Here is a 21,175-nt window from a genome sequence, read left to right as displayed (position 1 = left end):
TTCAGATACCTGTTGGATGATCGATATATGTCGTCTCGATGCCCCACTCCTCGGCGAGGCGTCCAAGCGCCCGGACGCCGAACGTCTCCGTGGCGTAGTGACCGGCGAGGAAGACGTTCATCCCCCGGTCGCGGGCCTCGTGGTAGGCCTTCTGTTTCCCCTCGCCCGTCACGAGGGCGTCGAGTCCCGCGTCGGCCGCCGCTTCGACCCAGTCGACGCCGCTCCCCGTGATTATTCCCACGTCCTCGATTTCGTTCGGACCGAAATCGAGCACCTGCGTCTCGGTGTCGAGTTCCTTGTCCAACAGGGTCGCGACGTCGTCCGCGTCGTACGTGTCTTCCGCCGTCCCTCGCGTGCCGACGTACTCGGGACCGTACTCCCCGAACGGCTCCCGGCTCCCCAGCCCCAACACGTCCGCGAGGCCGGCGGCGTTGCCGAGTTCCTGGTGGCCGTCGAGTGGGAGGTGTGAGACGTAGAGCGCCACGTCGTGTTCGACGAGGGGTTCGATCCGGTCGTAGTGGAGGCCGGTGAGGCGGTCGAAGCCACCCCACGCGAGGCCGTGGTGGACGAGGAGGCAGTCCGCGTCGCGCTCGATTGCTTCCGCTATCGTCGCTTCCGCGGCGTCGACGGCGAGGGCGACGCGTTCGACGGTGCCCTCGGCGCGGCCCACCTGCAGGCCGTTGGCGCTCGCGTCCACGTCCGCGTAGTCGTCGGTGCGAAGCCGGTCGTCGAGTCGGGAGACGAACGTCTGTCGGCGCATACCGGCCACTCGGCCGGCGGTGGGGTATAACCTACGCTCGACCCGCGTGGGCGAACACGAACGCCCGCAGGAGGTGACCCGCGAGCGTCGCCGCCTGCCCGTCGTCGCGGTCGTTCACCTCGACGGCGTCGAAGCCGTCGGCGTGTGGCGCCACCGCTCGAACCACGGCCTCCATCTCGCGGGCCGACAGGCCGCCCGGCTCCATCGTCCCCGTGCCCGGCGCGACGCCCGGGTCGGCGGCGTCGACGTCGACGCTCAGATACGTCGTCGCGGCCGCGAGGTCGCCGACCGCCGTCTCGGCGGCGTCGACGACGGCGGCCGCGCCGCGGTCGGCCACCGTCTCGGGATCGACGACGGTCACGTCCGCCTCGCCCGCCCGCTCCCACTCGGCCTCGCTCCCGGCGCGGGCGCCGACGACTACGGCCGCATCGGCGGCGTCGAGCGCCCGATTCGTCACGCAGGCGTGGCTCCACGTGTCGCCGTCGAACGCCGTTCTGAGGTCGAGGTGAGCGTCGAGACAGACGAACAGGTCGGCGTCGACGGCGCGGACGCCCGCGACCGAGACGGTGTGTTCGCCGCCCAGTAGGAGGGGGACGGCGTCGTCGTCGACGGCGTCACGGAGGGTGCCCACGAGGTAGTCGACGTACTCGGCGGCGTCGGTCCAGGCGTGGACGTCGCCGGCGTCGTGGACGGCGAGTTCGGAGAAGTGGCGGCCGGTCCGGCGGTCGTAATCCTCGAACGACCCGGCGAACCGCCGAATGCGGTCGGGACCGAATCGAGCGCCGGGTTGAAACGTAGTGGAGATATCGAGCGGCGCGCCGACGACGACGTAGTCGGCGTCGGCGCGGTCCGCGGACGCACCCGGGAACGTCATGCGAACTGGTCGGGCGTTCCGACGGGACGCTTCGCCGCGCCGGCGCGTCGTCGGCGGTGACGCGGGGTGGCCATCACCCGACGATCTTTCGCTGGCCCTCGTACTCCAGATACTCGATTTCGTCGTCGGGCGACAGCGACTCCCCTTCGGGGATGCGCATGGTGAACGTCTCGTAGGTGTCGAGGTCCATGATCTGGGCGTCGTCGCCGGAGACGGAGACGACCTGTCCGCCCTTGCGCTCGACGATGGGCACCCACACCTTCGCGTCGACCGGCTGGCTGAGCGACCGCTTCTTGGCGTCGAAGACGCCCTTGCCTTCGATGCGCGCCTTCGCACTGCCGTGTTTGCCGGGTTTGGCCGTGCTGTACGCGTTGATCTTGCAGGGGGAGTCGTCCATCATGACGTAGCTCCCCTCCTGCAGTTCCCGCACCTGCTTTTGCTCTCGCGCCATACGGATCGATAACGGAAGGTGGGGTATAAACGGTTTGGAACGCCGCTCGACCGGCTATTCCTCGCCGCGGCGCCGCCGCATCTCCTGTCTGGTGAACTGCGGACGCGCCCGGACCCCCTTCTTCTCCCGCAGCGACCGATAGAGCAGGATTCCGACGGGGAGCGTCACCGCGCCGGCGACGGCCGCCGCCTCCGGCGCCTCGTTGAACGAGTAGAGGATGGCCGTCGAGAGCAACCCGACGGCGAGGAGGATGCTGTAGGCGATGCGTTTCGCCAACTGATCCAGCACGTCGTGTTGGTCGCCGAGTTTCACCTCGACGGTCAGGTCGTCGCGCTTGACCCGATCCAGCACGTCGTCGAGTTTCGGGGGGACCGTCACCAGCGACCGCGCCGTCCGTTCGAGCTGATCGCCCGCCGCCTCGGCGGCCTGCTTGATCCCCTGCTCGCGGTAGCCCTGTTCGGTGAGGTAGTCCGTGGCGACGCTGATGAAGTCGAAGTCGGGATCGAGCGTGACACACACCCCCTCGACCACCGTCGCCACCCGCATGATGAGCGCGAAGTTCCGCGGCAGCCGCAGGGGGAACTCGTAGATGGTGTCCTCGACCTGCTGGAGGACCTGCTGGACGCGGTACTGTTCGAGGTCCTCGCCACGCACGTCCGCGATGGCGAGTTCCATCACGTTGCCCATCACCTCGCGGTCGGCGGTGGGGCTGAGCGTCCCCATCTCGACCATCGCGTCGAGGATGCCGTCGATGTCCTGATTCGCCACCGCGATGTAGAACTCGACGATCTTGTCTTGGAAGAAGGCGTCCACGCGACCGCTCATGCCGAAGTCGTAGAAGATGATCGATCCGTCGTCCATGACCGAGAGGTTGCCGGGGTGGGGGTCGGCGTGGAAGACGCCGTCCTCGATGATCATCTGGAGGTAGATGCGCTGGAGGCTCTCGGCCAGTTCGCTCCGGTCGATACCCCGTTCGTCGAGGGCGTCCACGTCGTTGATCTTCACGCCGCTGAGATACTCCATCGTCAACACCCGCGAGTCGGAGAGTTCCTCGACCGACTCGGGGATACGGATGCGTTCGTTGTCGGCGAAGTTTTCCCTGATCTCGCCGAGCATCCGCCGTTCTCGCGCGTAGTCCATCTCCTGTCGGATGGTCGTGTCGAACTCCTCGGCGACGTTCTCGACCGAGAAGCGTCGGGCTTCGTCGACGAACCGCAGGAGGATGGGCAGGAGCCACTTGAGCGCCCGGAGGTCCGCCTCGACGAGGGCCTCGACGCCCGGCCGGCGGACCTTGACCGCCACCTCCTCGCCCTCGTAGGTAGCGCGGTACACCTGCCCGAGGCTGGCGCCGCTGATGGCCTCGCGGTCGAACTCGTCGAACACTTCGTCGACCGGTCCGACTTCGGCTTCGAGGACCGGCTTGGTCTCCTCCCACGGCGCCGGGGGGACGTCGTCCTGGAGGCTGCTCAACACTTCGATGTACGCGGGCGGGAGGACGTCCGGCCGGGTCGACAACAGCTGTCCGAGTTTGATGAACGTCGGCCCGAGGGTGAGCAGGGAGGTGAGCAGGCGGTCCGCTCGCTTCCGCTGTCGCTCGGGGGAGACGCTCCGTCCTCCACCGAACAGGAGGAACCGCCGCCGGTCACGAGCGTAGGTGACGATGAGGGGCAGGAACTGGTGGATGACGCGGACGAACCGCCAGTAGGCACGGAGATTGACCAGCGTGACCACCCGGGCCTACGCGTCCTCGATCGGGACGGATTGCTCCGGCGCGGCCTCGTACTTCGGGAGGTGGAGTTCGAGGACGCCCCGCTCCATCGACCCCTCCGCGCCGGCGCCCGTCGCGTCCGGCGGGAGGGGAAGTTCGGCGTCGAGAAAGAGCGGCCGATCCTCGCGCACGTACTCGAACGATCCCGGAAGCGCCTTCTCGCGGCGCGCCTCGATGAGGAGCCGCCCTTTCTCCACCCGAACGTCGACCGTCTCGGAAGTCGCGCCGGGCAGGTCGATGACCAGCAGATACGCGTCGTCGCTCTCGAGCAGATCGGCGAACACCGCCTCGGGGAGGTCCCGAAGCGCGTCCCGCAGTGCGGACATGCCTCCGAGTAAGGCACGGGGATCGAAAAAGGCCGCGGTGTCTCCCCCGGACGGGTTTTTGTATCCCCGAACGCAAGGACGGATATGAGTCACGACGATCTCGAACGCGCGGGGTTCAAGGACCGTACCCGCGTCGCCGAGGCTTTGGCGACCGTCCGCGACGCCGTTACCGGCCACGACCGAACCGAGCGGGTGGCGCTCGGCCGCGCCGACGGCCGCGTCCTCGCCGAGACGGTGACCGCCCCCACCCCAGTCCCGGGGTACGACCGCGCCGCCATGGACGGCTACGCCGTCCGCGCCGAGGACACCTTCGGCGCCTCCGGTCGCTCGCCCGCTATCCTCCGCGAGGACGACGGCGACGGCGTCGTCGCCCCCGGCGAGGCCGTCCGCGTCCACACCGGGAGCGACCTGCCCGACGGCGCCGACGCCGTCGTCATGATCGAGGAGACCGAGGAAGTGGGATCGGAAGTCGAGGTGTTCGACGCCGTCGCGGAAGGCGAGAACGTCGGCGACGTGGGCGAGGACGTGGCCGAGGGCGAGGAACTCTACCGGCCGGGCCACCGGGTCCGCCCCTCCGACCTCGGTCTCCTGAAGTCGGTCGGCGTCGATCAGGTCGAGGTGTACGACGCCCCGACGGTCGGCGTCATCCCGACGGGCGAGGAACTCGTTCAGCACGATCCGAGTCCGGGCGAAGTCATCGAAACCAACGGGCTCACGGTCTCCCGTCTCGCCGACCGCTGGGGCGCCGTCCCCACCTACCGAAACGTCGTCGACGACGACCCCAACGCCATCCGCGCCGCCATCCAGCGCGACCTCGCCAAGGACGTGGTCGTCACCACCGGCGGCTCCTCCGTCGGCGAACGCGACTACACGCCCGAGGTGGTCGACGAGTTGGGCGAGGTGCTCGTCCACGGCGTCGCCCTCAAGCCGGGCCACCCCGTCGCGCTCGGGATCGTCGAGGAGACGCCCGTGATCATGCTCCCCGGCTACCCCGTCGCCTGCATCGTCAACGCCGTCCAGTTCCTGCGACCGATCCTGAAGGCCGTCGGCAACATGCCCGTGCCGGAGCATCCGACCGTCGAGGCGCGACTGGACCGGAAGATTTCGAGCGATCCCGGCACGCGGACGTTCGCCCGGGTGCGGCTCTCCGAGGAAGATGGAGAGCGCGTCGCCGAACCCACCCGCGCCAGCGGATCGGGCGTCCTCTCCAGCGTCGCCCTCGCGGACGGCTGGGTCGTCGTCCCCGAGGAGCGGGAGGGGTACGACGCCGGCGATATCGTCCCCGTCGAGGACTGGGAGTGGTCGGCGTGAGCGATAGAAAACAGTTCCGCGACCTCCGCCCGCCCGCGGAGGCCCGCGAGGCCATCGCGAGCCTCGACCTCGAACCTGACCCGGAGACGGTCCCCCTCGACGAGGCGCGGGGGCGCGTCCTCGCCGAGCGGATCGACGCCCAACTCGACGTGCCCGGCTTCGACCGCGCGAGCGTCGACGGCTACGCCGTCCGCGCCCGCGACACCTTCGGCGCCGACGAGGCCGACCCCGTCGTCCTCGACCAGATCGGCACCGTTCACGCCGGCGCCGAACCGGACGTGTTCGTCGACCAGGGCACCTGCGCCGAGATCTCGACCGGCGCCGTGATGCCCGACGGCGCCGACGCCGTGGTGATGGTCGAGCGGACCGACGAGCAGGACGATGGCATCGCCATCCGAACCGCCGTCGCGCCCGGCGACCGCGTGATGGTCGCGGGCGCGGACGTGGCCGCCGGCTCCCGCGCCCTCGGTCCCGGCACCCTGCTCACGCCCCGGGAGATCGGTCTGCTCTCGGCGCTCGGCGTCGACGCGGTGCCCGTCCGCGGCAAACCGACGGTCGGCATCGTCTCCACCGGCGACGAACTCGTCCGCCCCGGCGACGACCTGAACAGCGCCGCGGGACAGATCTACGACGTGAACTCCTACACCATCGCCGCGGGCGTCGAGGAGGCCGGCGGCGAGGCGGTGCTCTACCCCCACGCCGGCGACGACTACGACGAGATGGAACGGCTCCTCGTCGAGGCGGCCGACGAGTGTGATCTGGTGCTCTCCTCCGGCTCTACGTCCGCCAGCGCCGTCGACGTGATCTATCGGGTCATCGAGGACGAGGGGGAACTCCTGCTGCACGGGGTCTCGGTCAAGCCGGGCAAGCCCATGCTGATCGGCCGCCTCGGCGAGGCCCGTAGCGCCTCGCGCTCCGCGTACGTCGGGCTCCCCGGTTACCCCGTCTCCGCGCTCACCATCTTCCGCACCTTCGTCGCGCCGGCCATCAGGTCGGCGGCCGGCCTGCCCGAGCCACGAACCGCGACGGTCGAGGGGCGGATGGCCGTCCAGGAGCGGTACAGCGAGGGTCGGACCCGACTCATGCCCGTCGGGTTGGTCGAGGACGGCGCCGGCGATACCCTCGTCTACCCCGTCGACAAGGGCAGCGGCGCGACCACGAGCCTCGTCGAGGCCGACGGCGTCGTCGAAGTCGATGCCGACACCGAGTACCTCGCGGCGGACGAGACGGTGACGGTACAGCTGTTCTCGCCGGACGTGCGCGCCCCCGCCCTCCTCGGCGTCGGCGAGGACGACCCCGCGCTCTCGCGGCTCCTCGACGCCGTCGAGCACCCGCGCTACCTCGACGTGGGGAGCCGCGAGGGCCGGCGCCGCCTGCGCGACGGCGTGCCCGACGTGGCCGTCGTTTCCGGCCCGTCGGACCGCGACGTCGAGGCCGTCGAACTCGGCGGCTGGACCCGCGAGTGGGGGCTGGTCGTCCCGGCTGGCAACCCCGAGGGGATCGAGGGGCTGGCCGACCTGGTCGACCGCGACCTGCGATTCGTCAACCGCGCCCGCGACTCCGGCCTGCGTGCGAGCCTCGACGCCGCAGTCGGCGAACTGGCCGACGAACGTGGTGCCGACAGCCGCGATCTGACCGACGCCATCGACGGCTACGATCTGACGGTCAAGGGGTTCGAGAGCCCGGCACGGAAGGTGCTCTCGGGGGGAGCGGCCGCGGGCCTCGGCCTCCGAACGACGGCCGAGACTCTCGACTGCGGGTTCGTCCCGCTCGGGGTCGAGTCGGTCCGCGTCCTCGCCAATCCCGACCGGACCGACAAGCCGGGCGTCGAGGCGCTGCGAGCCGTCCTCGACGCCGAACTCGATGCGGTGGCGGCGTCGCTCCCCGGCGTCGACGGCTGAGCGCCCGTCGCGGCCGTTGGTCGCCACGAGGCAGTGATTATATGTGACCGCGCACCCACGTATCGGCTGTGTCTTCCCAGTGTACCGTTCTACACGTGGACGACGACCCGGCCGTGCTCGACCTGTCGCGCGACTGGGCCGACGTCCGCGACGAGATCAACTGGCTGACCGCGTCCGATCCGGGCACCGGACTGGAGGCTCTGTCGACTCACGACGTCGACTGCCTCGTCAGCGATACGTTCCGGGCTACCGACGGTGACCCCTTCGTTACGCACGCCAAGACCACCTTCCCCGACCTACCGGTCGTCCTCTTTACGTCGATGGACCGCGACGCGCTCGACCCTGCGGTCCGCGATTCGGGCGCCGAGTACGTGAAGAAAGCGTCCGACGACGCGTTCGACTCCCTGTTCGAACACGTACTGGCCGTCACCGACGGCACCGGCCCGTCCCCATCGACGACCGACCCGTCGCCTCGGGCGGCTACCCGCGCCGCCGGCGACGGCTCCGGGTCGACCGAGCAGTGGGTTCCGATTGGCCGCTACCGCCCGGCCGAGGGTGACAACTTGGCGACGACCATCGTCTCCGCTATCGAGGCCTACACCGGCCGCGACGCCGACGAGTTCCCCCCGCTGTACGACGCCGTCGACGCCGAGGCGCTCGCGGCGCTCCTCCATCGGGAGAACGGTAAGCGACGCGACCACGTTCAGGTACGGTTCGTCTACGTCGATCAGGAACTCGCCGTGACCGGCGACGGCCTCGTTCTCGTCCGCTCGGAGTAGCGGCCTAGTCGCTCGCCGCCGGTCGAGCGGCCCGGAGTTTGTCGAACGACCGCACGCGGTAGTCGCCGAGCACACAGCGCCCTCGACGGCTCGGATCGTGGCGTTCGACGTGTATCCCGTCGAGGCCGGCGTTCCACGCCGCGCCGATGTCGTTCGGGCCGTCGCCGGCGAGGACGCCCCCGGCGTCCGAATCGACGCCGAGATCCGACATCGCCAGGTACACCGGTGCCGGATCGGGCTTCCAGCCCACGTCGTGAGTACAGGAGACCACCGTGTCGAACCAGTCACGGATGTCCAACCGGTCGAGCACCGGCTCCATCAGATACTCCTGACAGTGGGTGACCAGCCCGACCGGGCGGTCGAGTTCGGCCACGAAGTCCGCGTCGTCGTGGAGGAAGGTCGCCTCCGCGCGGGCCTCGGGGTCCTCGGCCTCGTGGAGGGCCGCCCAGAACGTCTCGGGGTCGATGCCCCACTCCCGAAGCTGGGGGGTTCGCTCCCCCGACAGCCCGTGCCAGAGGACCTCGACCTCCCGATCCGAGAACGACCGACCGAGCCGGTCGCCGACGCGGTCGAACACCGCGTCGGCGTAGTCGGGGTCCACGTCCACGAGCGTCCCGTCGAGGTCGAACAGCCAGAAGTCGTAGGCGTGTGCGACCATTCGGCCGACTGTACGTGCGGACGGATCAAGTGTGTTCCGACAGTCACGTCAGCTCATGTCACGCGGATCGAACTCCCGAGATGCGCGTGCAGGACCGCTCGCGGCGGGTCGTCGAACTCGGGCGACGCCGCAATCGCCTCCCGGAGCGCGTCGAGGGTCGCCTCGTCGGTTCGCAGTTCGCTGAACGTCACCGACTCGACCGGAACGCCGAGCCAGTCCGTCGCCAGCGACCGCAGGTGTCGCTCGTCGTTCACCTCGCCGCGCCACAGTTCGTCCCGGAAGAACAGCCACCCCTCGGTCCCCGGTTCGGCGGCGGGCTTCGTCACCACCGTCTCGAAACGTGCGGGGTCGGCCTCGACGCCCGCCGTGTCGAGGCCGAACGTCACCCGGAAGACGTACGCGGCGGTCATCGACGTTCGTCGTCGAACAGGTTCGCGAGGCGGATGTCCGTGCCGGTGACGCCGCCCGCCTCGTGGCTCGTCAGCCGCACCTCCACCTCGTCGTACCGAATCCGGATCTCGGGGTGGTGGAACTCCTCGTCCGCGACTTCGCCGACGCGGGTGGCGAAGGTGACGCCGTCGAGGTAGTCGTCGAACGGGTAGACGCGGACGATTTCGTCACCGTCGCGCTTCCAGCCGTCGGGGAGCTGTCGGTCGATTTCGTCGTCGTCGAGGCGCTCGGGCATGGGAGAAGGGTCGGCCGCGCGGCGAATAACGGTTGGGGCCGGCTCGGTCACTCCTCGCCGAGTCGGTCGAGAACGTGCTGTGGGATGCCGTCGGCGTCCGCGTCGGGGGCCTCCCGCGGGCGCTCGGTCGTCGGGGGCCTCGCCTCCTCGCCGCCGAACTCGGGGTCGAAGAGGCTGAGGGCAGTCTGAATCGTCGTCCAGTCGTCTTCGGCGGCGGCGTCACGCAGGCTCTTGGTCGGCGCGGCGAGCAACTGGCCGACGAGCGCGTCGGCCAGCGATGCCACCGTCTCCCGCTGTTCGTCGGTCAACTCGCCCTGGGACTCCAGCCGCGAGACGGCCGTCCGGAGCTCTCGCTCCTTGACCATCTCGGCGCTCTCGTACATCGCCCCGATGGCCGCGTCGGCCTGCCGGCGCTTGAACGAGTCGAGCAGGCGGTCGAACTCCTCGTCGATCATCCGTTCGACCGCCGCGGCGGCCTCGCGCCGCTGGGCCCGTGTCCGGTCGGTGATGGTCTCGAGCGAGTCGATGTCGTAGGTGTCGACCCCGTCGAGGTCTCCGGCCGCTGGATCCACGTCCCGCGGCTGGGCGAGGTCGATGACGAGCGTCCGCCCGGCGTCCGCGAGCGCCGACCGGTCGAGGATGGGGTCGGGGCTGTCGGTGGCCGTGACGAGCACGTCCGCCCGCGCGGCGGCGTCGGAGGTCACGTCGAGCGGGACGGCACGGGCCGTCGTCGCCACCTCGTCGGCGAGGTGGGCGGCGTGGGGGACGGTCCGGTTGGCGACGACGATGGTCGAGACGCCGGTGTCGTCGAACGCCTGGGCGGCGATGCGGCCCATCTCGCCCGCGCCGACGACGAGTGCCGTCGCGCCGTCGAGGTCGCACTCTCGGTCGGCGAGTTCGACCGCGGCGCTCCCCAGCGACACCACGCCCTCGTTGATCTCCGTCTCCGTTCGCGCGCGTTCCCCGACGTGGATCGCCTTCGTGAGCGCGGGATCGAGGACGGGACCGATGCCGCCGACGCCCCGCGCCGTTTCGAACGCCCGGCGGAGCTGGCCGATGATCTGGTCCTCGCCGAGGACGAGCGATTCGAGACCCGCGGCGACACGCATCAGGTGCCGGAGGCTGGTCTCGTGGTCCATCTCGCGAACCGCGCCGTCCCGAACGTCGGGGGCGAAATCCGCGAGTGCGGCCCGGCCGTCGGCGGCCGACTCCGTGACGACGTACGCCTCCGCGCGGTTACAGGTCTGGAGGGCGAACGCCTCCTCGACGCCGTCGCGTATCAACAGGTCGCGGACGGCCGTCTCCTCGTCCGCTGCGGCGGCCGACTCGATTTCGTCGACGGTCGCCCGCCCGTGAGCGACCGTCACGCCCTGAATTACACCTGTCGTCACCGTCGATCACTCCGAGACACGCCGGTCATGCGCTCCGTTTCGTGCCGCGTTTCGTCCCCGTCGTACCTAAACTCTTCCAATGTCGCCGCGGCGTCGCCCCCGACCCCGGCGGATGGGGCCGCGCCGCCGCCACGAGGGTGGACGGCCCGCGGCGCCCGCAGGTCCCGTACATACTCTCCCCTCTCGGTCCCGGGGGCTTAAACGTCTCGTCGTCTCTCGGCGGCTGAAAACCGCCCGACTCGGGCGGTGCGGACGACGATCGACTCCGCTACCCCTCGACTTCCATCCGGTCGTCCTCGTCGAGGACGACGCTCGTCACCTCGTATCCGCGCTCCCGAATCGCCTCGACCAGCGCCGCCTGATCCAGGTCTGCCTCGTAGTAGAACACGATGTCGAACGTCCCGTTCCGGAGGAGTTGCTGGCACTCCCAGACGAAGTCGTCGTCCTCGACGGTGCGCCCCTGGAACTGGTTCGAGGAGAAGTTCGGGTCGTCGTTGCCGGCGTGGATGTACGCCTCGCCCTTTCCGGCGTGGGCGGCGATCACCTCGTTCAACTCGACCGTCAGTTCGTGCATCTCCAGGTCCTCCTGTCCCGAGAGGTCGGTGTGGACGATGGCGCCCGCGAGGTCGATGTCGCCGGGTTCGAGCAGCGCCTTCGTCCGTCGGTAGAGGTCGGCGTCGAGTACGTCGGAGTCGCTCATACCTCTCCGTGGGTGGAGCGTCGGTTTACGAATGACGGTTTTGCCCGTCTCACCGAAACCGTTGAGCCGTCGGACGGCCAACGTGTGAACGGAACAATATGTCCTCCGAGACGAACATCGGCGAAGAGATGGCCGACAGCATCGTGAGTGCCGCCCGAACCAGCCTCGGGGACACGCTCCGGAGCGTGGTCCACTTCACCCCGTCGGCGTTCGACGTCCTCTACACGCGCCGGGACCTGTACGACTCCGCGGAGCGTACGGCCGGGGCCAAGTCGCAACTGGTCGAGTTCGAGCGCACCGGGTTCGCCGAGGGGCCGGTCCGGACGGCCCTCGCCAGCGCAGCGGGCGGGTCGGACATCGGCGCTTACGAGTTCACCGTCCGCGTCCACGGCGACGGATTCGTCGTCCGGGTCATCCAGGGTGACGCCGGTGTCCTCTTCACCACCGACGACATGGACGTCGCCGCCTTCGAGGACGCGGCGACGGCCATCAGGCACCTGCTGGCCGGGACGTGACCCGCCGCTCACCCCAGCCGTTCGTCCAGAATCAGCCGCGTCTTCGTGTTCTGGACCTCGTCTAAGTCCCGCGCTTTCGTGATGAGGTCGTTCACGGCGCCGGTGTCGGCGGCGTCGACGACCATGACGATGTCCGCCTCGCCGGACACCTGCCAGACGAAGTCCACCTCGCTCCACTCGGCCATGCGGGCGGAGACGTCGGTGGTGTCGACGTCGACGGCGACGGAGACTTCGATCATCGCCTTCACGTTCCCGGTGCGCGTGGCCACGGTAAAGCGCTCGATGATCCCCTCGTCGACCAGGCGCTCCACGCGGTTGCGGACCGTCCCCTCGGACGTGCCGACCCGATCCGCGATTTCGGTGTACGGCGTGCGCGAATCCCGTCGGAGGATGCCCAGAATCCGCCGGTCCAGGTCGTCCATACCCTGCGTACCAGCGGCAGCGACTTACCCATTACGAAATTCGTAACCTCACTTCGAAAGAAAGGCTTAATGACCGCGGCTAACTGTGTTTCTCGTAATGTCGGACGCCTACCTTGCCCTGGAGGACGGCCGCGTCGTCGAGGCGCGTGGCCGTGTTCCGGGTCGGACACGCGGCGAACTGGTCTTTACGACCGCCTACACCGGATACGAAGAGAGTCTGACCGACCCCTCCTACGAGGAACAGGTGCTCACCTTCTCCTACCCGCTCATCGGCAACTACGGCGTCCGAGAGGAGCGGTTCGAGTCGGATCGGGTCCACCCCCGCGCGGCCATCGCCCGCGAGTTCACGGAAGACGTCGTCGAGTGGCTGGCCGACGAGGGGATTCCCGCCATCGACCACCTCGATACGCGTGACCTCGTCACCTCCATCCGCGAGGAGGGGGCGATGAAATGTGGCATCGCCGTCGGCCCCGACGCCACCCCCGAGGACGCGAAGGCGGAACTCGCGGAGTGCAAGGGCATGAGCGAGCATACGGACATCGGCGCGCAGGTGAGCGTCGACGCCCCCGAGGTGTACGAGGGCGGGTCGGCCGCGACGATTGCCCTGATCGACTGCGGCGCCAAAGGCTCCATCGTCGAGTCGCTGCTGGAGCGTGACGCGACGGTGCACGTCCTGCCGTACGACGCGACGCCCGAGGACGTGGCGGCCGTCGACCCCGACGTACTCTTCATCTCGAACGGTCCCGGCGACCCCGAGAACTTCGAGGCCGCGGAGGCGCTGGTCGACGCGTACGTCGGCGATCTGCCCGTCGCCGGCATCTGCCTCGGGCAGCAAGTCGTCGCCAACGCCCTCGGCGGCAGCACGGAGAAGATGGCCTTCGGCCATCGTGGCGTCAACCAGCCCGTCCGCGACCTGGAGTCCGGGCGCGTCGTCATGACGACCCAGAACCACGGCTACACCGTCGGCGAACCCGGCGACCGGCTGAACGTGACGCAGGTGAACGTCAACGACGGCACCGCGGAGGGCCTCGAAAACGAGGACCTCGGCGTCCTCACCCGCCAGTATCACCCCGAGGCCAACCCCGGCCCGCACGACTCGCTGGACTTCTTCGACGACGTGCTCGACCTGGTGTCGACCGACACCGCCGTCGCCACGTCGGACTAACCGCGCTCCCCACCCGGTTCTCCCCCGCGCGCCACCCCAACCAGCAGCGCGACCACCGGCAGGACGACCAGCGCCCCGGCGACGAACGGCGACCAGTAGACGGCCGCGTACAGCGCCGCGGCGGCCGGTGGGCCGACGGTCCGACCGAGGCTCCCCGCGCCCTGCGTGACGCCGAAGGCGGTTCCCTGTCGGTCGGCGCCCGAACTCGCCGACACCAGCGCCGCCAGCGACGGGTTCAGGAGGCCGTTGCCGAACGAGAGGAGGCCGAGAACGGCGAGCAACGCGACCAGTTCGCGGGTGAGCCACGTCGGCCCGCCGAACGCGGGCACCGCCCCGCCCAGTGCCGGCGCGAACGGCAGCGCCGCGAGCGCGACACACAGGATCGACGCGCCGACGACGGCGAGACGGCCGGAGCCGAACCGCTCGGCCAGTCGCCCGACGAGCAGTCCCTGATTCACTGCCCCGAGGACGCCGACGTACGTGAGCAGGAGAGCGGCCGCCGAGGCGTCGAAGCGGTACGCGCTCGCGTCGGCGACGAAGGGGATGAACATGACCTGGACGCCCGCGAAGGCGACGGAGACGAGGAAGAAGGCGAACACGAGGCCGCGGAGCGCGGGTTCGCCGAGCGCGGCCCGGAACTCCGCGACGAGCGTCGACCGCGCGCCCGTCGCCCGGTGGCGTGGGGGTTCTTCGAGGACGGCGAGGGCGACGCCGAGGGCCACGAGGCTCATCGCCGCCGCGCCGAACGCGGGGAGCGAGAAGGGCGTCGCGGGGAGCGGGATCGGAAGCCCCGACGCGGCGCGTACGGCTGTCTCGCTCGCCAGCGCACCGCCGAGAGCGGGGCCGAAGATGAACCCGAGACTGAACGAGGCGCCGACGAGGCCGAGGGCGCCGGCCCGTTCGTCCGGCGTCGTCACGTCCGCGACGTACGCCTGCGCGGCGGCGATGTTCCCACCCATCGCCCCGGCGAGCGCGCGGGCGAGAAAGAGGACGGCGACGCCGGCGGCCGCGCCCGACGCGTCGCCCACCAGGTCGCCGAGGCCGAATATCGTCCACGCGACGGCGCTTCCGGCGAGCGAGAGGACGAGGACCGGCCGACGCCCCCACCGATCCGAGGCGCGCCCGAGGGTCGGCGCGGCGAGAAACTGCGTCAGCGAGTACGTCGCCGCCAGCAGGCCGATGAACACGTCGCCGACGCCGAAGCTCCGGACGTAGTACGGGAGGATGGGGATGACGATGCCGAAGCCGACGAGGTCGAGGAAGACGACGAACACGACCGTCGCGACGGCGCGGCGCGGGCGCTCGACCGTCGCCGTCGCGCCGGCGGGGGTGGCCATACCCTCACGGACGGGGCCAGGGGCCTAACCCTTGTGTCGACAGGTTGATCGATACGCCCTCGAACCTTCGGCAGGTTTTTGACCCGACTCGCGCAACTCCGGGGCATGGTTACGGTCAGGGCTCCGGCCACGAGTGCGAACCTCGGCAGCGGGTTCGACGTGTTCGGCGCGGCCCTCGACCGGCCGGCGGATGTCGTCCGCGTCGAGAAGGCCGAGCGGACGACCATCGAGGTCACGGGGTACGGTGCCGAGTTCATCCCCGAAGACCCCGACAGAAACACCGTCGGCGCCGTCGCCGAGGCGCTCGACGCCCCGGCACACATTCGCATCGACAAGGGCATCCGCCCCTCCTCGGGGCTCGGCTCCTCCGGCGCCAGCGCCGCCGCCGCCGCCCTCGCGCTCAACGAACTCTACGACCGCGGCCTCTCGCGGCGGGAACTCGTCCCCATCGCCGGCAAGGGTGAGGCCACCGTCTCCGGCGAGGTACACCTCGACAACGTCGCGCCCGCGTTGCTGGGCGGGTTCACCGTCGCCACCGACCGGGACGTGACCGTCGTCGACGCCGACATTCCGCTCGTGGCCTGCCTGCCGGAAATCGCCGTTTCGACCCGCGACGCCCGCGACGTGGTGCCCGCCGGGGCGACGATGGAGCAACTGATCTACACCGTCGGCCGCGCGGCCACGCTGACGACCGGGATGTGTCGCGACGACCCGCGCCTGGTAGGCAAGGGGATGCACGACCGCCTCGTCACGCCCGCCCGTGCCGACCTCATCGCGGGCTACGACGGGGTGCGCGAGGCGGCACTCGCGGCGGGCGCGACGGGCGTCACCGTCAGCGGCGCCGGGCCGGGCGTCATCGCCGCCTGTTATCCGGAGGATCGGCAGGACATCGCCGCCGCGATGGTCAACGGCTTCGAGGACGCGGGCGTCGACGCCCGGGCCTACCAGACGAAGATCGGTCGCGGCGCGACGCTGTACCGGGACTGAACGCTCGGAATCGTCGTCATCGCCCCCGAGACGGACGATTCCCACTCAGTGATGACGTCCGAGCGAGCTATACTCGTCGGGGGTCGACGACCCTATAGATGAGCGACGGCTATAGAGACTCATCCGCTGGCTCGGCACACCCCGCCCGGGGCCACGGGTACGTGTCGGATCGTGGACTCGATCCGACGTGGTTCGAACGCGCCGTTGAGGCGGCGGGACACGCCATTTTCATCACCGATTTCGACGGACGGATCATCTACGTGAACCCGGCCTTCGAGGCGGTGACCGGCTACGACGCGGCCGACGCTCTCGGACACACGCCGGACCTCTTCAACTCCGGCCACCACGACGCCGACTACTTCGGTCGACTCTGGCGAACCATCCTCGCCGGCGAGGTCTGGCAGGAGGAGATCGTGAACCGGCGGGCCGACGGAAATGTCTACATCGCCAACCAGACTATCGCCCCCATCAGGAGCACCGAGGACGATTCCATCACACACTTCGTCGCGATCCAGACGGACATCACCGAGCGGAAGCACCACGAGATGGCCCTCGAACGCAGTCAGGATCTGTCGGCCCGAACCGAAGAGACGGCCGACATCGGCGGGTGGGAACTCGACTTCGAGGCGGAGCAACTCCGCTGGACCGCTGGCACCCGCCGGATCCACGGGGTCGGCCCCGACTACGAGCCGACCATCGAGGAGGCGTTGTCGTTCTACCACCCCGACGACCGCGACAAGATCCGGACGTTCGTCGAACGGGCTCTCGAGTGGAATCTCCCCTACGACGTGGAGGCACGCCTCGTCACCACCGACGGTACGACCCGCCTCGTCCGGACGACGGGACAACCCATCGCCGGCGACGACACGCCCGTCCTCAGGGGGACGATTCAGGACATCACCGAACGGAAGGCACGCCGTCAACAGTTGATGGTGTTCAATCGAGTCCTCCGTCACAACCTGCGCAACAGTCTCAACGTGATGATCGGTCGTGCGGAGGAGATCGAACGGGCACTCGACGGGGTGAGCGTCGAGGACACGGAGGACGCGGCGGTGCTCGACCGAGTCGGATCGGACGCCCGCCACATCGTCTCGGCCGCCGAGGACCTGCTCGAAACGTCGGAGCGAGCGCGCACGTTCGACCGCATCTACGAACAGATCCGCGACGTCAAGCCTGTCGAGGTTCGGCCGCTCTTGGAGCGCGTCGCCGCGGAGTATCGCGACGCGTGCCCGACGGCGACGGTGCGTGTCGAGGGCCCGGACGTCGTCGTTCTCGCCAATCCTCACGCGGTTCACGTCGCCGTCGACGAACTCGTCGACAACGCCCTCGAACACGCAACCGACGACCGGCCGGTCGTGACCCTCGGCGTCGCGGAGGCGGACGGGACACTCCGACTCACCGTCGCCGACCGGGGCGACGGTATCCCCGAGATGGAACGGGAGGTGATCGCCGACGGGGAGGAACGGCCCCTCAAACACGGTAGCGGCTTGGGTCTGTGGATCGTGAAGTGGCTCGTGACGCCCATCGGTGGCTCGATAGAAATCGAGGACAACGACCCGAGCGGAGCCGTCGTCTCCATCGTTTTCCCGGCTTCACGGTGGCAGTCGAACGACGACGAGTCCGCGTGAGAACGTGACGGCGGCGGTCAGACGCCGCGACCCTGCAGCTTCTCCTCCTCTGCCATGTCGGCGTTCGACTGGCCTTTCATCCCCTTGCCGACGTTCGTCGCGATGTCGGCGAGGCGGTCGGGGTCGTCCCAGTTGTTGACGGCCTCGACGATGGCCGTTCCCATCGCCTCGGGGTTCTCGGCGCCGAAGATGCCGGAGCCGACGAAGATGCCGTCACAGCCGTGGTGCATCATGAGCGCCGCGTCCGCGGGCGTCGCGATGCCGCCGGCGGCGAAGTTGACGACCGGGAGGCGCCCCATCTCCGCCGTCTCGTGGACCAGGTCGCGGGGCGCGCCGTGTTCCCGCGCCCACCGCTCGCGCTCCTCGTAGGCCATGCCCTCCAACTGCCGGATCGCGCCCTTGATGGCTCGCTGGTGGGTCACCGCCTGATTCACGTCGCCGGTGCCCGCCTCGCCTTTGGTGCGGATCATCGCCGCGCCCTCGTCGATACGGCGGAGCGCCTCGCCGAGGTTCCGCGCGCCACAGACGAACGGGGCCGTGAACTCCCGCTTGTCGATGTGGTAGTCGTCGTCGGCGGGCGTGAGCACCTCGCTCTCGTCGATCATGTCGGCACCCTTGGCCTGCAGGATCTCCGCTTCCTTCCGGTGGCCGATGCGTGCCTTCCCCATCACGGGAATCGACACTTCGTCCAGAATCTCGGTCAGTGCGGCGGGGTCGGCCATCCGGGCGACGCCGCCGCGCTTGCGGATGTCGGCCGGGACGGCCTCGAGGCTCATCACCGCCACCGCGCCGCAGTCCTCCGCGATGCGGGCCTGTTCGGCGTTGACCACGTCCATGATCACGCCCCCTTTCTGCATCCGAGCGAACCCGCGTTTCACCAGCTCCGTCCCGCGTCGAAGCTCTTCGAGGTCGGTCATATATCCCGTTACGGTGGGACCGACTTAAGCGCCGCCTTTCGGTAGATGTTGCCGTCGCCCCGCCCATCGTCACCGATTTACCCGCCCGTTCCGTCCACCCGACAATGAGCTCCGGGTCGGAGTCGGTCCTCGGTCGCGTCGCCGCGCTCTTCGGCGGCGCCGGCCTCCCCGCTCCCGACCCGCTCCCGCGGTGGCTCGCCCCCCTCCCCCGCGCCGTCGAGAACCTCGGCCTCTCGCTCGCGTGGCTCGTCGTCGGTGTCAACCTCGTCGGCACCGCCTTCGGCTTCTGGTACTACCGCTTCCAGTTCGCGGCCGAACCCCTCGCGATCTGGCCGCTCGTGCCCGACAGCCCCGTCGCTACCTTCTTCATCGCCGCCTCGCTCGCCCTCTGGAAACTCGGCCGATCCAGCGAGGTGGTGAACGCCCTCGCCTTCTTCGGCTGCTGGAAACTCGGACTCTGGACGCCCTTCGTCCTCGTCGCCTTCGCGGACGGCTTCCTCGCCACCACGTCCCTGCCCATGTACGCCTTCCTCCTCGGGAGCCACCTCATGATGGTCGTCCAGGCGTTCGTGATCCACCGCTACAGCGACTTCCCCGTCGGCGCCGTCGCCGTCGCCGTCGCGTGGTACGGTCTCAACGACCTGGTGGACTACTTCGTCCCCATCCTCGGCACGCCCCACCACACCCTGTTGCCGGGCCAGCGCATCGTCGACGGAACGATCACCCACCTCTCGCCGACCCACGAACTCGCCGCCGGCTTCGCCGTCGTCCTGACGCTCACCGCGACGTTCCTGACGTTGGCGACGCGGGTGAAGAAACTGGAGGCCTAGGCCATCCGTCGCCGTCGACGCCGTTGCCGGCGTGCGTGTAGACGGTCACGTCGCTCGCGGCCGTGCCGTCGTTGGTCAGCGTGCTCGTCACGTTCCGACAGGTCCGACCGCACTCCTCGATCCGGCCGATGCGATCGGTGTTTGCCGTGCCGACCGCTTTCGCCGTCGCCATCGGCAGGCGCAGTGCTCAAGCTACTCGATCACGAACGGGCGGCCAGTGATTCGTGCTCTCGTCACCGCTCTGCTCGGCGATCCGTTCTCGATCGTGAACACGATCGGTTTGATCGCGTTCGCGCTCGTCGGCGCGGCGAAGGCGATCCGCGAGGAGTTCGACCTGTTCGGCATCACCGTCGTCGGTCTGTCGATGGCGTTCGCCGGGGGGATGACACGGGATCTCCTCGTGAATCGAATCCCGCTCGCGCTGCAGTCGTCGACCGAGATCGGCCTGGGTCTGTTCGGCGTCGGCCTCGCGGTCGCGTTGAGTGCCGTCCTCCCGACACCGGACACGCACCCGATCACGCTCGTCTCCGACGCCATCGGACTCGCCGCTTTCGCGACGACCGGCGCCATCGTCGCGACCGAGGCGGGCGTTTCGGGGTTCGGCGTCGTCGCCATCGCCACGATCAACGCGGTGGGGGGCGGTGCGCTCGCGGACATCCTCCTCGACCGCTCGCCGTTCATCCTCTTCGACGACTTCTATGCGAGCTGTGCGGTACTGGGCGGGAGTGCGTACTGGGGGGCGGTGAGCGTGGACGCCGCCGGGGGCACCGCGGCCACCGCGTGCGCGCTGGTGACCGTCGGGACGCGGTTGGCGGCGGTCACGTACGGCTGGTCACTCCCGACGATGCAGACGCTGCAACGACGCTAGCCAGCGCGTCCGCGAACGACTCCACCTCGTCCCAGTCGGTGTACTCGTCGTCCCACGCGGTGCCGGTGCCGACGACGACGCCGGTCTGTCCCTCGGCCGTCCCGTCGACGAGTGCGACACGTGCCATCACCCCTCGTCTCCCACGTCGTCTTCCGGTCCGGCGGTCTGGAGACGCTGGGTCGCCAGCACCTGTCCGATGCGGAGGACGAACTCGAGGAGGACGAGAAAGAGCAGATAGAGGAGGATGGTCTCCCATCGTTCGGCCACCGCGACGACGACGTCGACGGGAATCTCGGCGGGAAGCGCCGGCGAGTCCTCCAGGATCAAGGCCCCGAGGATACCGAGCGGCAGCATCTTCGCCAGGTCCTGCGAGAGGTTCTGACTGTAGTACGCCGTCACCCGGATGGCGGTCACGATGGCCATGGCCGTCACGAGGAGGACCTGGATGTCGACGCCCGGCGCGAGGAGGACGACGAGGAAGAGGTAGAAGACGTACCAGACGATGGTGAGCAGTGGATAGACGACGAGATACTCGACGACGTAGAGGACGATGCGAACGACGTTGCCGACGCTCTCGACGCTTCGCCCGACGACGCCGCGGGCGTAGCGCCGAAATCGGAGTTTGAAGATGTCGCGTCGGGCGACGAAGCGGTAGAACTCGAAGATGAACACCAGGTAAATGACGATGACGACGGCTCTGAGCGCCAGCGGCTCCCACGTTCGGAGGGCCAGTTCCGGATCGACCGGCAACGGAAACGGGAGCGGTACCTGCTGAAGGAGCGTCGACGGGACGGCCGGATCTGGAAACATGGAATCTCATCACTCGCGCCGGGCGCAAGATATCTTACTACGCTGTCAGGAATCATAACCGTTGGTGCTCGACGGCACCGACGCTGGCGTAC

At 69.3% G+C, this 21,175-nt stretch carries 24 protein-coding genes; 9 read left to right on the top strand and 15 right to left on the bottom strand.

Annotated features, from left to right (window positions below):
* Position 1 precedes the first annotated feature (1 nt).
* The 5 genes from DU484_RS17170 to DU484_RS17150 form a co-directional block, all read right to left on the bottom strand.
* On the bottom strand, positions 2-760 hold the full coding sequence (locus DU484_RS17170; RefSeq protein WP_114606539.1) for a Nif3-like dinuclear metal center hexameric protein: 759 nt from the start codon (positions 758-760) through the stop codon (positions 2-4).
* 31 nt (positions 761-791) lie between these two features.
* Positions 792-1,634: an arginase family protein gene (locus tag DU484_RS17165; RefSeq protein WP_114584130.1), complete on the bottom strand. Its 843-nt coding sequence runs from the start codon at positions 1,632-1,634 to the stop codon at positions 792-794.
* A 73-nt stretch (positions 1,635-1,707) separates the two neighbouring features.
* Positions 1,708-2,085, bottom strand: a complete 378-nt coding sequence (locus DU484_RS17160; protein WP_114449189.1) for a translation initiation factor IF-5A — start codon at positions 2,083-2,085, stop codon at positions 1,708-1,710.
* A gap of 54 nt (positions 2,086-2,139) precedes the next feature.
* Positions 2,140-3,816, bottom strand: a complete 1,677-nt coding sequence (locus DU484_RS17155) for an ABC1 kinase family protein (RefSeq protein WP_114606538.1) — start codon at positions 3,814-3,816, stop codon at positions 2,140-2,142.
* A 6-nt stretch (positions 3,817-3,822) separates the two neighbouring features.
* Positions 3,823-4,179 carry an Hsp20/alpha crystallin family protein gene (locus DU484_RS17150; RefSeq protein WP_114584128.1) on the bottom strand — a complete coding sequence of 119 codons (357 nt, stop codon included), beginning with the start codon at positions 4,177-4,179 and terminating at the stop codon, positions 3,823-3,825.
* An 84-nt stretch (positions 4,180-4,263) separates the two neighbouring features.
* Here DU484_RS17150 and DU484_RS17145 point away from each other — a divergent pair, with 84 nt between their 5' ends.
* From DU484_RS17145 to DU484_RS17135, 3 genes are all read left to right on the top strand, one after another.
* On the top strand, positions 4,264-5,490 hold the full coding sequence (locus tag DU484_RS17145) for a molybdopterin molybdotransferase MoeA (protein WP_114606537.1): 1,227 nt from the start codon (positions 4,264-4,266) through the stop codon (positions 5,488-5,490).
* Positions 5,487-7,391 (top strand): molybdopterin biosynthesis protein, encoded by a 1,905-nt coding sequence (locus DU484_RS17140; protein WP_187347722.1) that lies wholly within the window; start codon positions 5,487-5,489, stop codon positions 7,389-7,391. Before DU484_RS17145 ends, DU484_RS17140 begins: the two co-directional genes overlap by 4 nt.
* A 95-nt stretch (positions 7,392-7,486) precedes the next feature.
* Positions 7,487-8,170 (top strand): HalOD1 output domain-containing protein, encoded by a 684-nt coding sequence (locus DU484_RS17135; RefSeq protein WP_157969586.1) that lies wholly within the window; start codon positions 7,487-7,489, stop codon positions 8,168-8,170.
* A 4-nt stretch (positions 8,171-8,174) separates the two neighbouring features.
* Here the strand turns inward: DU484_RS17135 and DU484_RS17130 are convergent, their stop codons facing one another.
* From DU484_RS17130 to DU484_RS17110, 5 genes are all read right to left on the bottom strand, one after another.
* Positions 8,175-8,828: an HAD family hydrolase gene (locus DU484_RS17130; protein ID WP_114606534.1), complete on the bottom strand. Its 654-nt coding sequence runs from the start codon at positions 8,826-8,828 to the stop codon at positions 8,175-8,177.
* Positions 8,829-8,881: 53 nt separating this feature from the next.
* Positions 8,882-9,238: an LWR-salt protein gene (lwrS, locus tag DU484_RS17125; protein ID WP_114584123.1), complete on the bottom strand. Its 357-nt coding sequence runs from the start codon at positions 9,236-9,238 to the stop codon at positions 8,882-8,884.
* Complete coding sequence (locus tag DU484_RS17120) at positions 9,235-9,513, bottom strand: 4a-hydroxytetrahydrobiopterin dehydratase (protein WP_114584122.1); 279 nt, start codon at positions 9,511-9,513, stop codon at positions 9,235-9,237. The genes lwrS and DU484_RS17120 overlap by 4 nt, the downstream gene beginning before the upstream one ends.
* Before the next feature lie 47 nt (positions 9,514-9,560).
* Positions 9,561-10,904, bottom strand: a complete 1,344-nt coding sequence (gene hemA / locus DU484_RS17115) for a glutamyl-tRNA reductase (protein WP_114584121.1) — start codon at positions 10,902-10,904, stop codon at positions 9,561-9,563.
* 268 nt (positions 10,905-11,172) lie between these two features.
* The gene (locus DU484_RS17110; RefSeq protein ID WP_114584120.1) at positions 11,173-11,604 is read right to left on the bottom strand and encodes a DUF5778 family protein; all 432 of its coding nucleotides are present in this window, start codon (positions 11,602-11,604) and stop codon (positions 11,173-11,175) included.
* A gap of 98 nt (positions 11,605-11,702) precedes the next feature.
* Between DU484_RS17110 and DU484_RS17105 the strand changes: the two genes are divergently transcribed.
* Positions 11,703-12,119 carry a DUF7522 family protein gene (locus tag DU484_RS17105; RefSeq protein WP_114606533.1) on the top strand — a complete coding sequence of 139 codons (417 nt, stop codon included), beginning with the start codon at positions 11,703-11,705 and terminating at the stop codon, positions 12,117-12,119.
* 8 nt (positions 12,120-12,127) lie between these two features.
* Here the strand turns inward: DU484_RS17105 and DU484_RS17100 are convergent, their stop codons facing one another.
* Entirely contained in the window at positions 12,128-12,541 is a 414-nt protein-coding gene (locus DU484_RS17100; protein ID WP_114584118.1) for an Lrp/AsnC family transcriptional regulator, read from the bottom strand.
* A 97-nt stretch (positions 12,542-12,638) separates the two neighbouring features.
* Here DU484_RS17100 and carA point away from each other — a divergent pair, with 97 nt between their 5' ends.
* Entirely contained in the window at positions 12,639-13,706 is a 1,068-nt protein-coding gene (gene carA, locus DU484_RS17095) for a glutamine-hydrolyzing carbamoyl-phosphate synthase small subunit (protein ID WP_114584117.1), read from the top strand.
* Here carA and DU484_RS17090 read toward each other — a convergent pair.
* Positions 13,703-15,043, bottom strand: coding sequence for an MFS transporter (locus DU484_RS17090; RefSeq protein WP_114584116.1), 1,341 nt, complete (start codon positions 15,041-15,043; stop codon positions 13,703-13,705). The two genes, carA and DU484_RS17090, sit on opposite strands and share 4 nt — an antisense overlap.
* Before the next feature lie 105 nt (positions 15,044-15,148).
* On the opposite strand from DU484_RS17090, the gene DU484_RS17085 reads away from it, so the two are divergent.
* Both DU484_RS17085 and DU484_RS17080 read left to right on the top strand, forming a co-directional pair.
* Positions 15,149-16,030, top strand: coding sequence for a homoserine kinase (locus DU484_RS17085; protein ID WP_114584115.1), 882 nt, complete (start codon positions 15,149-15,151; stop codon positions 16,028-16,030).
* A gap of 161 nt (positions 16,031-16,191) precedes the next feature.
* Positions 16,192-17,658: a PAS domain-containing sensor histidine kinase gene (locus tag DU484_RS17080; RefSeq protein WP_187347721.1), complete on the top strand. Its 1,467-nt coding sequence runs from the start codon at positions 16,192-16,194 to the stop codon at positions 17,656-17,658.
* Between the two features lie 17 nt (positions 17,659-17,675).
* On the opposite strand, the gene pdxS is transcribed toward DU484_RS17080, so the two are convergent.
* Positions 17,676-18,575: a pyridoxal 5'-phosphate synthase lyase subunit PdxS gene (gene pdxS / locus DU484_RS17075; RefSeq protein WP_114584113.1), complete on the bottom strand. Its 900-nt coding sequence runs from the start codon at positions 18,573-18,575 to the stop codon at positions 17,676-17,678.
* Positions 18,576-18,679: 104 nt separating this feature from the next.
* On the opposite strand from pdxS, the gene DU484_RS17070 reads away from it, so the two are divergent.
* Both DU484_RS17070 and DU484_RS17060 read left to right on the top strand, forming a co-directional pair.
* On the top strand, positions 18,680-19,405 hold the full coding sequence (locus DU484_RS17070; protein WP_114584112.1) for a DUF1405 domain-containing protein: 726 nt from the start codon (positions 18,680-18,682) through the stop codon (positions 19,403-19,405).
* A 265-nt stretch (positions 19,406-19,670) separates the two neighbouring features.
* The gene (locus DU484_RS17060; protein ID WP_394338749.1) at positions 19,671-20,273 is read left to right on the top strand and encodes a trimeric intracellular cation channel family protein; all 603 of its coding nucleotides are present in this window, start codon (positions 19,671-19,673) and stop codon (positions 20,271-20,273) included.
* On the opposite strand, the gene DU484_RS19665 is transcribed toward DU484_RS17060, so the two are convergent.
* Complete coding sequence (locus tag DU484_RS19665; protein ID WP_157969585.1) at positions 20,224-20,400, bottom strand: hypothetical protein; 177 nt, start codon at positions 20,398-20,400, stop codon at positions 20,224-20,226. The genes DU484_RS17060 and DU484_RS19665 overlap by 50 nt on opposite strands.
* Positions 20,400-21,083, bottom strand: a complete 684-nt coding sequence (locus tag DU484_RS17055) for a hypothetical protein (protein WP_114606530.1) — start codon at positions 21,081-21,083, stop codon at positions 20,400-20,402. Before DU484_RS17055 ends, DU484_RS19665 begins: the two co-directional genes overlap by 1 nt.
* Positions 21,084-21,175 lie beyond the last annotated feature (92 nt).

Source organism: Haloplanus rubicundus (assembly GCF_003342675.1).
In the GTDB taxonomy this organism is placed as follows: Archaea; Halobacteriota; Halobacteria; order Halobacteriales; family Haloferacaceae; genus Haloplanus; species Haloplanus rubicundus.
Note: the sequence above shows the minus strand (reverse complement) of the source record. Positions and strands in the feature narration are given on the sequence as shown.

What these genes read in the sequence shown, in the direction of transcription:
- DU484_RS17170 (WP_114606539.1), bottom strand. Translation starts at nt 760, where the DNA reads ATGCGCCGACAGACGTTCGTCTCCCGACTCGACGACCGGCTTCGCACC.
- DU484_RS17165 (WP_114584130.1), bottom strand. Translation starts at nt 1,634, where the DNA reads ATGACGTTCCCGGGTGCGTCCGCGGACCGCGCCGACGCCGACTACGTC.
- DU484_RS17160 (WP_114449189.1), bottom strand. Translation starts at nt 2,085, where the DNA reads ATGGCGCGAGAGCAAAAGCAGGTGCGGGAACTGCAGGAGGGGAGCTAC.
- DU484_RS17150 (WP_114584128.1), bottom strand. Translation starts at nt 4,179, where the DNA reads ATGTCCGCACTGCGGGACGCGCTTCGGGACCTCCCCGAGGCGGTGTTC.
- DU484_RS17145 (WP_114606537.1), top strand. Translation starts at nt 4,264, where the DNA reads ATGAGTCACGACGATCTCGAACGCGCGGGGTTCAAGGACCGTACCCGC.
- DU484_RS17130 (WP_114606534.1), bottom strand. Translation starts at nt 8,828, where the DNA reads ATGGTCGCACACGCCTACGACTTCTGGCTGTTCGACCTCGACGGGACG.
- lwrS (WP_114584123.1), bottom strand. Translation starts at nt 9,238, where the DNA reads ATGACCGCCGCGTACGTCTTCCGGGTGACGTTCGGCCTCGACACGGCG.
- DU484_RS17120 (WP_114584122.1), bottom strand. Translation starts at nt 9,513, where the DNA reads ATGCCCGAGCGCCTCGACGACGACGAAATCGACCGACAGCTCCCCGAC.
- DU484_RS17110 (WP_114584120.1), bottom strand. Translation starts at nt 11,604, where the DNA reads ATGAGCGACTCCGACGTACTCGACGCCGACCTCTACCGACGGACGAAG.
- DU484_RS17105 (WP_114606533.1), top strand. Translation starts at nt 11,703, where the DNA reads ATGTCCTCCGAGACGAACATCGGCGAAGAGATGGCCGACAGCATCGTG.
- DU484_RS17100 (WP_114584118.1), bottom strand. Translation starts at nt 12,541, where the DNA reads ATGGACGACCTGGACCGGCGGATTCTGGGCATCCTCCGACGGGATTCG.
- carA (WP_114584117.1), top strand. Translation starts at nt 12,639, where the DNA reads ATGTCGGACGCCTACCTTGCCCTGGAGGACGGCCGCGTCGTCGAGGCG.
- DU484_RS17090 (WP_114584116.1), bottom strand. Translation starts at nt 15,043, where the DNA reads ATGGCCACCCCCGCCGGCGCGACGGCGACGGTCGAGCGCCCGCGCCGC.
- DU484_RS17085 (WP_114584115.1), top strand. Translation starts at nt 15,149, where the DNA reads ATGGTTACGGTCAGGGCTCCGGCCACGAGTGCGAACCTCGGCAGCGGG.
- pdxS (WP_114584113.1), bottom strand. Translation starts at nt 18,575, where the DNA reads ATGACCGACCTCGAAGAGCTTCGACGCGGGACGGAGCTGGTGAAACGC.
- DU484_RS17070 (WP_114584112.1), top strand. Translation starts at nt 18,680, where the DNA reads ATGAGCTCCGGGTCGGAGTCGGTCCTCGGTCGCGTCGCCGCGCTCTTC.
- DU484_RS19665 (WP_157969585.1), bottom strand. Translation starts at nt 20,400, where the DNA reads ATGGCACGTGTCGCACTCGTCGACGGGACGGCCGAGGGACAGACCGGC.
- DU484_RS17055 (WP_114606530.1), bottom strand. Translation starts at nt 21,083, where the DNA reads ATGTTTCCAGATCCGGCCGTCCCGTCGACGCTCCTTCAGCAGGTACCG.